This is a genomic window from Salmonella enterica subsp. diarizonae (assembly GCF_008692785.1).
Lineage (GTDB): Bacteria > Pseudomonadota > Gammaproteobacteria > Enterobacterales > Enterobacteriaceae > Salmonella > Salmonella diarizonae.
In genome coordinates, this window is sequence record NZ_VXJV01000005.1 from 308473 (window position 1) to 323786 (window position 15314).

At 53.6% G+C, this 15314-nt stretch carries 14 protein-coding genes; 9 read left to right on the forward strand and 5 right to left on the reverse strand.

The window, feature by feature from the left end; translation table 11 throughout:
- Nucleotides 1-51: 51 nt before the first annotated feature.
- Complete coding sequence (gene entS, locus F4V72_RS12660; protein ID WP_136058414.1) at nt 52-1296, forward strand: enterobactin transporter EntS; 1245 nt, start codon at nt 52-54, stop codon at nt 1294-1296.
- A gap of 62 nt (nt 1297-1358) precedes the next feature.
- Here entS and fepB read toward each other — a convergent pair whose 3' ends face one another.
- Entirely contained in the window at nt 1359-2279 is a 921-nt protein-coding gene (gene fepB, locus F4V72_RS12665) for a Fe2+-enterobactin ABC transporter substrate-binding protein (protein WP_264165272.1), read from the reverse strand.
- A 219-nt stretch (nt 2280-2498) separates the two neighbouring features.
- Between fepB and entC the strand changes: the two genes are divergently transcribed.
- The 7 genes from entC (at nt 2499) to F4V72_RS12700 (ending at nt 9884) form a co-directional block, all read left to right on the forward strand.
- Entirely contained in the window at nt 2499-3674 is a 1176-nt protein-coding gene (gene entC / locus F4V72_RS12670) for an isochorismate synthase EntC (RefSeq protein WP_136058413.1), read from the forward strand.
- Between the two features lie 9 nt (nt 3675-3683).
- Nucleotides 3684-5294, forward strand: coding sequence for a (2,3-dihydroxybenzoyl)adenylate synthase EntE (entE, locus tag F4V72_RS12675; RefSeq protein WP_053529304.1), 1611 nt, complete (start codon nt 3684-3686; stop codon nt 5292-5294).
- Nucleotides 5295-5307: 13 nt separating this feature from the next.
- Nucleotides 5308-6165: an isochorismatase gene (locus F4V72_RS12680; protein WP_053529305.1), complete on the forward strand. Its 858-nt coding sequence runs from the start codon at nt 5308-5310 to the stop codon at nt 6163-6165.
- Complete coding sequence (gene entA, locus F4V72_RS12685) at nt 6165-6920, forward strand: 2,3-dihydro-2,3-dihydroxybenzoate dehydrogenase EntA (RefSeq protein WP_023246784.1); 756 nt, start codon at nt 6165-6167, stop codon at nt 6918-6920. The genes F4V72_RS12680 and entA overlap by 1 nt, the downstream gene beginning before the upstream one ends.
- 2 nt (nt 6921-6922) lie before the next feature.
- On the forward strand, nt 6923-7336 hold the full coding sequence (gene entH / locus F4V72_RS12690; RefSeq protein WP_023246785.1) for a proofreading thioesterase EntH: 414 nt from the start codon (nt 6923-6925) through the stop codon (nt 7334-7336).
- A 181-nt stretch (nt 7337-7517) separates the two neighbouring features.
- On the forward strand, nt 7518-9623 hold the full coding sequence (gene cstA / locus F4V72_RS12695; protein WP_023246786.1) for a pyruvate/proton symporter CstA: 2106 nt from the start codon (nt 7518-7520) through the stop codon (nt 9621-9623).
- A 63-nt stretch (nt 9624-9686) separates the two neighbouring features.
- Entirely contained in the window at nt 9687-9884 is a 198-nt protein-coding gene (locus F4V72_RS12700) for a YbdD/YjiX family protein (RefSeq protein WP_000460619.1), read from the forward strand.
- Nucleotides 9885-9919: 35 nt separating this feature from the next.
- Here the strand turns inward: F4V72_RS12700 and F4V72_RS12705 are convergent, their stop codons facing one another.
- Nucleotides 9920-11008: an oxidoreductase gene (locus F4V72_RS12705; RefSeq protein ID WP_150342462.1), complete on the reverse strand. Its 1089-nt coding sequence runs from the start codon at nt 11006-11008 to the stop codon at nt 9920-9922.
- 126 nt (nt 11009-11134) lie between these two features.
- Here F4V72_RS12705 and F4V72_RS12710 point away from each other — a divergent pair, with 126 nt between their 5' ends.
- Nucleotides 11135-12295: a pyridoxal phosphate-dependent aminotransferase gene (locus tag F4V72_RS12710; protein ID WP_079817231.1), complete on the forward strand. Its 1161-nt coding sequence runs from the start codon at nt 11135-11137 to the stop codon at nt 12293-12295.
- Here the strand turns inward: F4V72_RS12710 and F4V72_RS12715 are convergent, their stop codons facing one another.
- From F4V72_RS12715 to citR, 3 genes are all read right to left on the reverse strand, one after another.
- A complete protein-coding gene (locus F4V72_RS12715) occupies nt 12296-12913 on the reverse strand; it encodes an IbrB-like domain-containing protein (RefSeq protein WP_044136115.1) in 618 nt (205 codons plus the stop codon).
- A complete protein-coding gene (locus F4V72_RS12720) occupies nt 12886-14121 on the reverse strand; it encodes a phosphoadenosine phosphosulfate reductase (RefSeq protein WP_150342463.1) in 1236 nt (411 codons plus the stop codon). The genes F4V72_RS12715 and F4V72_RS12720 overlap by 28 nt, the downstream gene beginning before the upstream one ends.
- Before the next feature lie 134 nt (nt 14122-14255).
- Complete coding sequence (gene citR, locus F4V72_RS12725; protein WP_053529310.1) at nt 14256-15191, reverse strand: DNA-binding transcriptional repressor CitR; 936 nt, start codon at nt 15189-15191, stop codon at nt 14256-14258.
- Nucleotides 15192-15314 lie beyond the last annotated feature (123 nt).

Here is a 15314-nt window from a genome sequence, read left to right on the forward strand (position 1 = left end):
ATGTGCAGCCATTGAATGGATATTTAAAAAAACTCGCATTAAGGCGTTGTAATGAATCGACAATCCTGGCTGCTCAATCTCAGCCTGTTGAAGACGCATCCTGCATTTCGCGCAGTATTTCTGGCCCGATTTATTTCTATTGTCTCGCTGGGGCTGCTTGGCGTAGCGGTTCCGGTACAGATCCAAATGATGACGTACTCCACCTGGCAGGTGGGGCTGTCGGTAACGTTAACCGGCGGTGCCATGTTTATTGGCTTAATGGTGGGCGGCGTACTGGCCGATCGTTACGAACGCAAAAAGGTGATTCTGCTGGCGCGCGGTACTTGCGGTATTGGTTTTATTGGCCTGTGCGTGAACGCGCTGTTACCGGAACCGTCATTGCTGGCGATATATCTTCTTGGCCTGTGGGACGGCTTTTTCGCGTCTCTGGGCGTGACCGCTTTACTGGCGGCGACGCCAGCACTGGTCGGAAGAGAAAATCTGATGCAGGCCGGTGCGATTACCATGCTGACGGTACGTCTGGGATCGGTTATTTCGCCGATGTTGGGGGGCATATTGCTTGCCAGCGGCGGCGTAGCCTGGAACTACGGGCTGGCGGCAGCCGGGACGTTTATCACGTTACTGCCGTTACTGACATTACCGCGACTGCCTGTTCCTCCGCAGCCGCGGGAAAATCCTTTTATCGCGTTGCTGGCGGCATTTCGTTTTTTGCTCGCCAGTCCGCTTATCGGCGGTATTGTGCTACTTGGCGGTCTGGTGACGATGGCAAGCGCGGTACGCGTACTCTATCCGGCGCTGGCGATGAGCTGGCAGATGTCGGCGGCGCAAATCGGTTTACTGTATGCGGCAATTCCGCTGGGGGCGGCCATTGGTGCGCTAACCAGCGGACAACTGGCGCATAGTGTTCGTCCGGGACTCATTATGCTGGTTTCGACGGTCGGTTCCTTTCTGGCGGTGGGACTGTTCGCCATCATGCCGGTCTGGATCGCGGGGGTTATCTGTTTGGCGCTGTTTGGCTGGCTGAGTGCCATCAGCTCGTTATTACAATACACCCTGCTGCAAACCCAGACGCCGGAAAATATGCTGGGGCGAATGAACGGCCTGTGGACCGCGCAAAACGTCACGGGAGACGCTATCGGCGCGGCGCTGTTAGGCGGTTTTGGCGCAATGATGACGCCGGTCGCTTCCGCGAGCGTGAGTGGATTTGGACTGGTGATTATCGGTTTGCTGCTGCTGTTAGTGCTGGGCGAGCTACGCCGTTTTCGCCAGACGCCGCCGGTTAGCGATGCTGGCTGATGACGACGCGTTTATCCGACCGACAAAATCTGTCTGGTCGGTCGGATAAGACCCCGGCAACGCTAAAATAGGGCGGCAAGCCGGTTAAGCAGCAACGTTGCGCTGTAATAATCCAGACGGAACGTCTCCGTACCCAGCGCATAGACGCGCTTATTTTGCACCGCTGGCAGGTGCGCCAGCAGCGGATTGGCGTAAAGGGCCGCGACATCTTTGCTGTCGCCGGCAAACAGGAAGAGAGATTCACCGTTTAACCCGGCGGCCAGATTTTCACCGCCAAGCTGAATGATATCGTGGCGCTTACCCTGGCTTTTGCTGGTTTGCAGCCCACGGGGCAATGTTGCCAGCGTAAAGCCTAACTGTACCAATAGTTTGCCCTGTGCTGATTCTGGCGTCCATAGATTGGCGCTATGCGCGGCAGGGGTATACACCAGCGCGCTAACCGGCTGAGGCGGCAGGGCGATTTGCTGTTTTACCGTCGTCAGTTGCGCCTCAAATTTCGCTATTCGCGCGGCGGCCTGTTTCTCCTGACCGGTGATCTCGCCAAGCTGAGTGAGCAAACTCTGCCAGCTTTTATCGTCATAATTGATGACGAGCGTCGGCGCGATAACGGAGAGCTGATCGTAAAGCGCCAGCGCCGAATCGCCGCCAGTGGCGCTAATCAAAATGAGATCCGGCAGTTGCGCGGCGATTGCTTCGGCATTCGGTTCGCCGATGTACAGACGGGCGACATGACGAGCCTTTGCTACGTCACTCCACTGGCGCATAAACCCTTGATCGTCAGCAAAGCGGTTATTCGGGGTAGTGGCACCGCTGGCGACGACGGGCGCATCAATCGCCAGCAGCGAGCCTGTTAACGTCACGCTGGTAGAGACGATACGCGCGGGCTTGTGGTCCAGGGTATGAACGCCGCGGTTGTCCTGGATTTGCCGGGGCCAACCCGCATCCTGGGCTAAGGATATTCCTGAAACAGATAAACCAACCATTAGAAGCAGCAAACGATGAAAGGCGGGAAGTCTCACAATAGCGTCCTGTTATTAATAAAGTTAATGCTTCTCATTTTCATGTTAGCGGCAGCGAGATGCAAGCCTTAGCGCCATTTAAGTCATGACCAGAGTTGACAGAGCGACGTTTTACTCTTAGGTTAGCGCACTAAAAATAGAAATGATAATCATTATTATAAGCCTTTATCATTGGAGGATGATATGGATATGCCACTGACCGAGGACGCTCAGGAGACAATGGCAACGCTTGCTCCCGACTGCTTTTTCTTCATGTCGCCGTATCGCAGTTTTACCACCTCTGGGTGTTTCGCCCGTTATACCGAGCCTGCGGCCGCCGGGGATTCGCCGGATAGCCCTTTCCAGCAGAAATTGCGCCAGCAGTTTACCGAGGCCAAATCGCAGGGCATCGCCAACCCTATCCTGGTGGGGGCGATCCCCTTTGATACCCGCCAGCCGTCGTCGCTATTTATTCCGATGGAGTGTCAGTGCTTTTCCCGCCAGGAAAAGCAGCGCACGGCGCGTTATTTTACCGACCATCAATCGCTGACGGTGACGGCGCGAAAGGCGATTCCGGAGCAGGATGCTTTTGAAGCGATGGTCGCACGCGCGGCTATGCTGACCGCCACGCCAGATGTCGATAAAGTGGTGCTTTCCCGGCTGATAGATATCACCACTGACATGGCGGTGGATAGCGGAGCATTGCTGGAGCGGATGGTTGCGCAGAATCCAGTTAGTTACAACTTCCATGTGCCGCTGGCGGATGGCGGCGTTCTGCTGGGTGCCAGCCCCGAATTGCTGCTACGCAAAGAGGGCGATAGGTTTAGTTCGCTGCCGTTAGCAGGCTCAGCGCGCCGACAGCCGGATGACGTTCTGGATCGCGAGGCGGGAAACCGACTGCTGGCTTCACAAAAAGATCGCCATGAACATGAGCTGGTGACTCAGGCGATGAAGCAGATCCTGCGCGATCGCAGCACGGAACTGCAATTACCTTCCTCTCCGCAGTTGATCACCACGCCGACGCTATGGCATCTCGGTACGCCGTTTGAGGGCAAGGCCAACGCCGGAGAAAACGCGCTGACGCTGGCCTGTCTGCTGCATCCGACGCCTGCGCTAAGCGGTTTCCCCCATCAGGTCGCGAAAAAGCTGATCGCTGAACTGGAACCGTTCGATCGGGAACTGTTTGGCGGTATTGTCGGCTGGTGCGACGCCGAAGGAAACGGCGAGTGGGTAGTGACGATTCGTTGTGCGAAATTGCACGGTAATCAGGTGCGCCTGTTCGCCGGCGCCGGGATTGTCCCCGCCTCTTCGCCAGTCGGAGAGTGGCGGGAAACGGGCGTCAAACTCTCTACGATGTTGAACGTTTTTGGACTGCATTAAGGAACGATGATGCGTATACCTTTCACCCGTTGGCCGGATGAATTTGCCCGCCGTTATCGTGAAAAAGGCTACTGGCAAGACGTGCCGTTGACCGATATTCTGACCCGCCACGCTGACAGCGACAAGACGGCGGTCATTGAAGGCGAGCGCGCGTTCAGCTATCGCCAGCTCAACCAGGCTGCGGATAACCTGGCCTGCAGTTTACGCCGTCAGGGTATCAAACCTGGCGAAACCGCTCTGGTGCAACTGGGGAATGTGCCGGAACTGTATATCACCTTTTTCGCCCTGTTGAAGCTTGGCGTAGCGCCCGTTCTGGCGCTGTTTAGCCATCAACGCACCGAACTTAACGCCTATGCGACGCAGATCGCGCCGACGCTGGTAATTGCCGATCGCCAACATACGCTGTTCACCGGGGAGGACTTCCTCAACACGTTTGTGGCTGAGCACCGCTCTGTGCGGGTGGTATTATTGCGTAACGACGATGGCGATCACAGCCTGGACGCGGCGATGCGTCAGACGGAGGAAGATTTCACCGCCACGCCATCACCTGCTGACGAGGTGGCCTACTTTCAGCTTTCCGGCGGTACTACCGGCACGCCAAAGCTTATTCCCCGTACCCATAACGACTATTACTACAGCGTGCGCCGCAGCAATGAGATTTGCGGTTTCAACGAGGAGACGCGTTTTCTGTGCGCGATTCCCGCCGCGCATAACTACGCCATGAGTTCGCCGGGTGCCCTGGGCGTCTTTCTCGCCAAAGGAACGGTGGTGCTGGCGACCGATCCCAGCGCCACCCTCTGTTTTCCGTTGATCGAAAAACACCAGATTAATGCCACGGCGCTGGTGCCGCCAGCGGTCAGTCTATGGCTACAGGCTATCCAGGAGTGGGGCGGCAATGCGCCACTGGCGTCATTAAGGTTATTGCAGGTTGGCGGCGCGCGGCTTTCCGCGACGCTGGCCGCCCGTATTCCGGCTGAAATTGGTTGTCAGTTGCAGCAGGTCTTCGGCATGGCGGAAGGGTTAGTGAACTATACCCGGCTGGACGATAGTCCGGAACGGATTATCAATACCCAGGGAAGACCCATGTGCCCGGACGACGAAGTGTGGGTGGCGGATGCCGACGGAAATCCTCTGCCGCCGGGCGAGATTGGCCGTCTGATGACGCGCGGTCCCTATACTTTCCGCGGCTATTTCAACAGTCCGCAACACAATGCCAACGCTTTTGACGCCAACGGCTTTTACTGTTCCGGCGATCTGATCTCCATTGATCAAGACGGTTACATCACCGTCCACGGACGTGAAAAAGATCAGATCAATCGGGGCGGCGAGAAGATAGCCGCCGAAGAGATAGAAAACTTGTTACTGCGCCACCCGGCGGTGATCCATGCGGCGCTGGTCAGCATGGAAGATGAACTACTGGGGGAAAAAAGTTGCGCATACCTGGTGGTAAAAGAGCCGCTGCGTGCGGTACAGGTACGCCGTTTCCTGCGAGAGCAGGGAGTGGCGGAATTTAAATTACCGGATCGTGTAGAGTGCGTTGCGTCACTGCCGCTGACGCCGGTTGGTAAAGTCGATAAAAAACAATTACGCCAGCGGTTGGCGTCACGTTCACCGCTCTGAAGGAGAAAGAGAGATGGCAATTCCGAAATTACAGTCTTACGCGCTGCCTACCGCACTGGATATCCCGACCAACAAAGTGAGCTGGACATTTGAACCGGAGCGCGCTGCGCTGCTCATCCACGATATGCAGGAGTACTTTGTCAGCTTTTGGGGCCGCAACTGTCCAATGATGGACCTGGTGATTGCCAATATCGCCGCCCTGCGCCAGTACTGTAAAGAGCATCATATTCCGGTCTATTACACCGCTCAGCCGAAAGAGCAAAGCGATGAAGACCGCGCGTTACTCAATGATATGTGGGGGCCGGGACTGACGCGCTCTCCGGATCAGCAGAAGGTGGTAGAAGCCTTAACGCCGGATGAGGCGGATACGGTGCTGGTGAAGTGGCGTTATAGCGCGTTTCACCGCTCGCCGCTGGAACAGATGTTAAAAGATACCGGACGCAATCAACTCATCATTACCGGCGTGTATGCGCATATTGGCTGTATGACCACCGCTACCGATGCGTTTATGCGCGACATTAAGCCGTTTATGGTGGCGGATGCGCTGGCGGATTTCAGCCGGGAAGAGCATCTGATGGCCCTGAACTATGTGGCGGGGCGTTCAGGTCGCGTCGTCATGACTGAATCGCTGTTGCCGGCGCCGGTTCCTGCCAGTAAAACGGCGCTGCGGGCGTTGATTCTGCCGTTGCTGGATGAGACCGACGAGCCGCTGGACGATGAAAATCTGATTGATTATGGCCTGGACTCTGTACGAATGATGGGACTTGCGGCGCGCTGGCGTAAAGTACACGGCGATATCGACTTCGTGATGCTGGCGAAAAATCCGACCATTGATGCCTGGTGGGCACTGCTTTCTCGCGAGGTGCAGTAATGCCTGGTATTGATTTTTCAGACCAAACGGTGTGGGTGACCGGTGCGGGGAAAGGGATTGGCTACGCGACGGCGCTGGCCTTTGTCGACGCCGGAGCCCGGGTAATCGGCTTCGATCGTGAATTTACGCCAGCGGATTACCCCTTTACTACCGAAGTTATGGACGTGGCGGATGCCGCGCAGGTCGCGCAGGTGTGCCAGCGCATATTGCAAAAAACACCACGGCTGGATGTGTTGGTCAACGCCGCCGGTATTTTGCGTATGGGAGCGACCGACGCGCTTAGCGTCGACGACTGGCAACAGACATTTGCGGTCAATGTGGGCGGGGCGTTTAACCTGTTTTCGCAAACGATGGCGCAGTTTCGCCGTCAGCGAGGTGGGGCGATTGTCACCGTTGCCTCAGATGCGGCGCATACACCGCGTATCGGTATGAGCGCCTACGGGGCCTCTAAAGCGGCGCTGAAAAGTCTGGCGCTGACCGTAGGGCTGGAACTGGCGGGCTGCGGGGTGCGCTGTAATGTGGTGTCGCCTGGCTCGACCGACACCGATATGCAGCGCGCATTGTGGGTGAGCGAGGATGCCGAACAGCAGCGCATTCGCGGTTTCGGTGAACAGTTTAAACTGGGTATTCCGCTCGGTAAAATCGCCCGTCCGCAGGAGATAGCCAATACCATTTTGTTCCTTGCCTCCGATCTGGCCAGCCACATTACCTTGCAGGATATCGTGGTGGACGGCGGTTCAACATTGGGAGCGTGATGATGATCTGGAAACGACATTTAACGCTGGATGAATTGAACGCCACCAGTCAGAACACGCTGGTGGCGCATCTGGGCATTGTTTACACCCGTCTGGGTGATGGAGTGCTGGAGGCGGAAATGCCCGTCGATACCCGCACTCATCAACCGTTTGGCTTGCTACACGGCGGCGCATCGGCAGCGCTGGCGGAGACGTTAGGATCAATGGCGGGTTATCTGATGACCCGCGACGGGCAGTGTGTGGTCGGGACCGAGTTAAACGCCACCCACCACCGCGTCGTCTCGCAGGGGAAAGTACGCGGCGTTTGCCAGCCGCTGCATCTGGGGCGGCAGAATCAAAGCTGGGAAATTACTCTCTTTGATGAGCAGGGAAGGCGCTGCTGCACCTGTCGCCTGGGAACGGCAGTAATGGGATAGTACTGGCAAAGCAAAATGTAATTGCAGCGTTAACGAAGAAAGGAAGTGATCTGGTTAACACTGTAATGTAAAAAATGAGTAACGCTCCGGTTTTATCATGTTGTTGTGTTGTTAATTACGCTAAAGGTGTTATAGAAACAAAATGTAACATCTCTCTGGAACACGCAAACGGACAACAACTATGAATAAGTCAGGGAAATACCTCGTCTGGACAGCGCTCTCCGTATTGGGTGCGTTTGCCCTGGGCTATATTGCGCTAAATCGTGGGGAGCAGATCAACGCGCTATGGATTGTGGTGGCGTCGGTCTGTGTCTATCTTATTGCGTATCGTTTTTATGGACTCTATATCGCCAAAAAAGTGCTGGCGGTTGACCCAACGCGTATGACGCCCGCGGTACGTCATAACGATGGTCTGGATTATGTCCCGACCGATAAGAAAGTGCTTTTTGGTCACCATTTTGCGGCCATTGCTGGCGCTGGTCCGCTGGTCGGGCCGGTACTGGCGGCGCAGATGGGCTATCTGCCGGGGATGATCTGGCTACTGGCGGGCGTCGTGCTGGCGGGAGCGGTACAGGACTTTATGGTGCTGTTCGTCTCGACCCGGCGCGATGGACGTTCGCTTGGCGAGCTGGTTAAAGAGGAGATGGGCGCGACGGCAGGGGTGATCGCGCTGGTAGCCTGCTTTATGATCATGGTGATCATTCTGGCCGTCCTGGCGATGATCGTGGTGAAGGCGCTGACCCATAGCCCGTGGGGAACGTACACTGTCGCATTCACCATTCCACTGGCGATTTTTATGGGCATCTACCTGCGTTATCTGCGTCCGGGGCGCATCGGCGAGGTGTCGGTCATTGGGCTGGTATTTCTCATTTTCGCTATTATTTCCGGCGGATGGGTGGCGGCAAGCCCAACCTGGGCGCCGTACTTTGACTTTACCGGCGTGCAGCTTACCTGGATGCTGGTGGGGTACGGTTTTGTCGCGGCGGTATTGCCGGTCTGGCTGCTGCTCGCGCCGCGTGATTACCTCTCTACCTTCCTGAAAATTGGTACGATTGTCGGTCTGGCGGTTGGGATTCTGATCATGCGTCCGACGCTGACTATGCCAGCGCTGACCAAATTTGTTGATGGTACAGGACCGGTCTGGACGGGTGACCTGTTCCCGTTCCTGTTTATCACCATCGCCTGCGGCGCGGTATCCGGTTTCCATGCGCTCATCTCCTCCGGCACGACGCCGAAGATGTTGGCCAACGAAGGCCAGGCCTGTTTTATCGGCTACGGCGGGATGTTAATGGAATCTTTCGTCGCTATTATGGCGCTGGTCTCCGCCTGTATTATCGATCCGGGCGTTTACTTTGCGATGAATAGCCCGATGGCGGTACTGGCGCCAGCGGGGACTGCGGATGTCGTGGCTTCTGCTGCGCAGGTGGTCAGCAGTTGGGGGTTCGCTATCACGCCGGATACGCTACACCAGATTGCCAATGAAGTCGGCGAACAATCCATTATCTCCCGCGCAGGCGGCGCGCCAACGCTGGCGGTAGGGATGGCCTACATTTTACATGGCGCGTTGGGCGGCATGATGGATGTGGCGTTCTGGTATCACTTCGCCATTCTGTTTGAAGCGCTGTTTATTCTGACGGCGGTGGATGCGGGTACCCGTGCGGCGCGCTTTATGTTGCAGGATCTGTTGGGCGTGGTGTCGCCAGGGCTGAAACGTACCGATTCGCTGCCAGCGAACCTGCTTGCCACTGCCTTGTGCGTGCTGGCGTGGGGCTACTTCCTCCATCAGGGCGTGGTCGATCCGTTGGGCGGTATTAACACATTGTGGCCGCTGTTTGGCATCGCTAACCAGATGCTGGCGGGTATGGCGCTGATGCTTTGCGCCGTGGTACTGTTCAAAATGAAGCGTCAGCGTTATGCGTGGGTCGCGCTGGTGCCGACGGCCTGGCTGCTGATTTGCACGCTGACGGCGGGCTGGCAGAAAGCGTTTAGTCCGGATGCGAAAATCGGCTTCCTGGCCATTGCCAACAAGTTCCAGGCGATGATCGACAGCGGCAATATTCCGCTGCAGTACACCGAATCGCAGCTCGCGCAGTTGGTATTCAATAACCGTCTGGATGCCGGGCTAACAATCTTCTTTATGGTGGTGGTCGTGGTGCTGGCGGTATTCTCTATTAAGACGGCGCTGGCCGCTCTGAAGATTGATAAACCGACGGCGCATGAAACACCGTATGAGCCGATGCCGGAAAATGTGGATGAGATCGTGACGCAGGCGAAAGGCGCGCACTAATCTTTTTTCATCAATAGCCCTCTCCAGGACAAGGGGAGGGCGTTTGGATGACAGGTGACAACGATGTTCGATACGCTTTCGAAAGCCGGAAAATATCTGGGACAGGCAGCAAAAATGATGATTGGCGTGCCAGACTACGACAACTATGTTGAGCATATGCGCATAACGCATCCGGATCAGACGCCGATGACCTATGAAGAATTTTTCCGCGAGCGGCAGGATGCGCGCTATGGTGGAAAAGGCGGCGCGCGTTGCTGCTGATTGTTGCCAGGCCTGATAAGCGCAACGTCATCAGACTATATCCTGAAAAATTCAACTTTTTCAAACGCCGCACGCAGAGTTGCTGGCGTTAACGTAACCGGCAAATAGTGGATGGATTCGACCGGACGCAGGGTATGTGCGATCACTTTATCGATCTCTGCGGTGTTATGAATATCCACCTCCAGCTCGCTGAGCCGGGTCGGCAGATGAAAACGCCGGTACGCCGCAATCAATTGCGTTAGCACCTCATTTTGTCCCAGCAGCGCGCTTTGTACCAGAATGCCATAAGCCACTTTCGTTCCGTGCAGGAATTTTTCCGTTTGCGGCAGGACGGTCAGGCCGTTGTGTACCGCGTGGGCGGCGGCGACACGGGTATAGCGTTCCCCAAGGCCGCCGACCATACCGCCGCCAGCGATAATCGCGTCTACCACGTCACAAAATTGCTGTGTCAGTCGGTGTTGCTGTTTATCCGCTAATGCCTGTTCGCTGCTTGCCAGCAGGAGATCGCGAATGGCGCACGCGCTGTTAATGCCCAGTCGTACGGTTAATGGCAACGTTTCAGGCTGCGGTGCAAGCACAACGGCTTCATACCATTTCGCCAGCGTATCGCCAATGCCAGCTAACAGATAGTCATCGGGCGCCTGCAGAATAATGCGCGGTTCGACCAGCACCAGAAAATTGGCATCATCAAAAATTTCGAACTGTAACGCCTGTCCCGTGTCGTTATACCAGACGGAAAGCGGTGTCCAGGCAGCGCAGGTTGCCGCGATCGTCGGGATAGCGACAAACGGCAGCGTCAGACGGCGAGCGAGCGCTTTGGCAGTATCAAGCAGTGCGCCGCCGCCGACACCTATCACCACCTGACGATCGTCGCCGCAGGCGTGCGCCAGTTGGGCAACCTGGCGTTCGCTGCAATGACCGGTAAACCGCAGATGTTTTGCGCCAGCACATTCAAACGCTTCCGGCAGGTAAGGTCGGGCGGCGGCAATCGCGCGTTCGCCGTATACCCAAACGGCGTGGCAAAGCTGTTCCGGCGTGAAAAAATCCGTCAATCTTCCAGGGCTGCCGGCATGGGAAAAATAATTCGCCGGGCCGGTAGCGACGCGGATTTCAGTGTGGTTCATGTTGTGTTGTCCTTAGGGGCTTCTGACTAATGTTATTATATTTAGACATCTAAACGTCTTGATTGCCAAATACTAGCACCGTGTTATAGTGTGTCAACAACCACATCACTGGCGGGTATGAAGATAATGAGAAATAACCCACTGATCCCACAAAGCAAATTGCCCAGTCTTGGTACCACGATTTTTACGCAAATGAGCGCGCTGGCGCAGAAACATCAGGCAATAAATTTATCGCAAGGCTTCCCTGATTTTGATGGTCCTCGTTATTTGCACGAGCGGTTGGCTTACCATGTCGCGCAGGGGGCGAATCAATATGCGCCGATGACGGGCGTGCAGGCGCTGCGGGAGGCCATTGCCGATAAAACGGCGGAAATATATGGTTATCGACCAGATGACGTGAGTGATATCACCGTCACGGCGGGCGCGACAGAAGCGCTGTATGCGGCGATTACCGCGCTGGTGCGGGCAGAGGATGAGGTTATCTGTTTCGATCCCAGTTACGACAGCTATGCCCCAGCCGTGGCGCTTTCCGGCGGCGTGCTAAAACGCATAGCGCTTACGCCGCCGCATTTTAACGTCGACTGGCAGGCGTTTTCGGCATTGCTTAGCGAGCGCACGCGGCTGGTGATCCTCAATACGCCGCATAATCCCACCGCTACCGTCTGGCGCCAGGCGGATATTGAGGCGCTGTGGCAGGCTATCGGCGAGCGGGAAATTTATGTATTAAGCGATGAAGTGTACGAACATATTTGTTTTGCCGCCGAAGGTCATGCCAGCGTATTAGCGCACCCTCAGTTACGAGAGCGGGCGGTTGCCGTTTCATCGTTTGGTAAAACCTTTCATATGACGGGATGGAAGATTGGTTACTGCGTTGCGCCTGCGGCCATTAGCGCCGAAATACGCAAAGTTCACCAGTACCTGACGTTTTGCGTCAATACGCCGGCGCAACTGGCGCTGGCGGATATGCTGCGCGCCTCGCCGGAACACTATCGCGCGTTACCCGATTTTTACCGGAAAAAACGCGATGTGCTGGTTAACGCGCTGGCGCAAAGCCGATTAAAAGTGCTGCCCTGTGAAGGTACCTATTTTCTGTTAATCGATTACAGCGCAGTGTCGACGCTAAATGACGTTGAGTTTTGTCAGTGGCTAACCCAAGAAGTCGGTGTTGCCGCTATTCCACTCTCTGTCTTTTGCGCCGCCCCTTTCCCGCATCAGCTTATACGTTTATGTTTCGCTAAACAGGAATCAACGCTGCTGGCCGCGGCAGATCGCCTGTGTAAACTGTAGTTATTTAACCGTCCACGCTCTGGAGAATCGACGGTCTGCAAAAAGCTCCTGCAGACCGTTAATCTGTTTCAGGCGCAAGACTTCATCGGCGTCCATACCTAACTCCTGACTGATTTTGCTTTCGTCCCAGCCCAACTGAGAAAGTTCGCGCACGATTTCGGACATGGCGTGGATCTGGTGGCGCCCGCGTGCGCGATTATGCCGGATGGTTGCCGCCATCCGTTCGTGACGTTCTCTGTCCAGACACGTTACCGGCAGGTAGCCTTTCAGACGCCTGTTCAGGACGGCTTTTCCTTTGCCCAGTTCATGACGGTGAAAACCATCCACAATCTCGTATTCCTCCGCATCGGCCTTTACTACCACAATCGGCTGAGTAAACCCATCTTTTTCAATCGATTTAAGCAGCAGTTTTTTCTCTGGCGGCGCAACGTTATTCGGGTTGTAGTCATTAGGCAAAATATGGTCGTTTTTCACCCACAGAACACAATCGACAGGTTCATTGCGAAAGGGACTAACGCTATGTATCGCCATTCTAAATTCATTAATGGCGGCAATCCTTTCCTCTTCTGGCAACTCAGAGAGAAAGTGAGTTATTTCGGCTGTGAGTCGGTGTTGCATAAGATCCCCCATTGCTGGCGTTTAGCTTTCATGCGTTCGTTATAGCGCTGGTAGCCCTTTGGCTTTGTCGGACTGAATGATAGCGCCCGGCACCAGTAATCATTGTTCAGTAATACTTTGCAGATCCGTCGCCACGACGGCACATCCCGCGATCCGATATCGCCCTGCTGCGTCTGCGGGATCGTGTCCATGCCTTTTTTCTTATACCACTGCAAATAAACGGCGATTTTATTACGGTAATGTTCGGCAGTTACTTCGGGCATACTGTGTAGCAGGAGCAGCGCGTATTCCTCCCAGTTAAGGTGGTCGGGTTTTAAAATTTTCCGGTGGCCGTAAAAATGGCTGTCCTGTCCGGCGTATATTCCTCCGCTAAGTACACCGCTGACTCTGGCGCACATGGCTGCCCAACGCTCAGGTTCGATAACATGATACAGCCATAATCCCTGTCGTTGTTCCGGGCCGAACGGTTCGCAGATACGCATGTAGCGGGACGGTACGCCAGCCTGATACATCAAGTTATACAAAGGGTTACATGGTTTACCTGTTTTGGCGAACCAGGTCCAGATATCTGCGGTTTTCCAGTCATAGATGGGGTAGATATACCAGGTGTGCCCCATGGGGGCTAATGTGGTCCAGGGTTTATCATCAGCAAAACGCAGCTTATGCGAGTTAGCGATAGCGACAAACCGGTTATAGGATTCGTCGGAGCGAATACCAACCAGCATAGCGGCAGGGCGCTTTTCTGAAAACCAGTCGGCAAAATCGCGAACGAACTGTTCAAAGGTCATACCGTGTTGGTAAAACGAAAAAAAGGCAAGATCGGTAATCGCATCTTCTGGCGGTTGTCGTACCCAATCGGTTCCCGGTTGCCAGCATTGCCACTCTGGCTGGTATTGGGAAAGGGAATTTTGTGTGGTTAAGGGCAATGCAACCCAATAAAAACGCTCAATAACGTCCGCGTAGTGTTCACGTAAAGATTGTACATAGGCGATAGTACAGGAGAATTGCGCTTCCCAGTCAATGAAGAGTACGTGGATCTTTTTATTCATTTTGCGCGCCAGCGTTGCCGTCAGGTGCAGCATGAGTCCTGAATCCTTTCCACCAGAAAATGAGACGCAGACCCGGGGTAAGGCTTCCAGGGTCCACATTATACGTTCTTCAGCCGCTTCCAGAACATTTTGCTCAAGCGGAACTTTATAAACCGACATCTTTGGATATTCTCCGATGTGTTAATTATAGTATACTCTAAATAATTAACACAAAGGATAAGCTGATTAGATTAACTTGCAATGTTTTATTATATTTACCAAGCAAATAAATTACGTTGATACATACATTTGATTTATATTGATTCTTGTTCATCGACATTCTTAGTAATGTTTTTTGTGATGTTTTCAATTAATTCAGCAAATCCACTATTATTCATCGAAGCTCTATTGTACATAAGGTAGAGCGGGTGGGTAGGGATAGAAAAAGGTGTTGAAACCTTTCTAAGTTTAATCGTGGGTTGATAATAATTTACGATCATTTTTGGTAAACAACCAATAAGATCTGTAACGCTAATAGTATTGGCAATAGTGATAAGCGACTTACTTTTAAAGCCTATGGTTCTTTCTGTTAATACATGATCAAGGAATGTCTGATGCTTTTTTACTGCGACATTGTCGGTGGCGATGAGATGGGTAAAAGTCTCTTTCAGCAGATCTTCAACGCTTGCGCTCTCTCGCAATCTGGGATGGTTTTCACTGCAAACCAGAACGCAATCCACCATATAAAGTTGCGTACAAACAATGGAACGATTATTGATCGGCGACGTCGAGAGGACAATATCTGCTTTACGGTAAGCGAGAAGATCCTCAGGGGATTCATCCGTTGCCAGAATATCATTATGTTCAATTTCAACCTGTATATCTTTACGAAGATACTTAATTAGATCCAGTAATGGTTTATTGATCAATAATTGTGGGCTGTAGATAATAAACTTTTTTTTCAGGCTGGACTGATTCATTATATTAATAGTCTGTTCCAGGCTATTAAGGTTATTTTCTAAATGATAATGTAAATTAATGCCTGTGATGGTAGGCGTAATTCCTTTTCCTGAACGAATAAACAGGGGGTCATTGAATTGCATGCGCAGACGTTGTAATGACTGGCTTACGGCAGAAGGCGTAATATAGAGCGTTTCTGCCGCTTTGCTGATGCTTAAATGTTGATAAATACATTCAAATATGACCAATAGGTTAAGATCGAATTTCTTGAGGTCGTAAAGGTTAGCCATAATATCTTCCCGGCGTTATCATGGTATCTTCCATGATTATGACTTAATCTAAATAATTTACCAGATTTATGTTTATTAAACTTAACGGAGAGTTTATTTAAACTAAAATACCACAGTTATGAA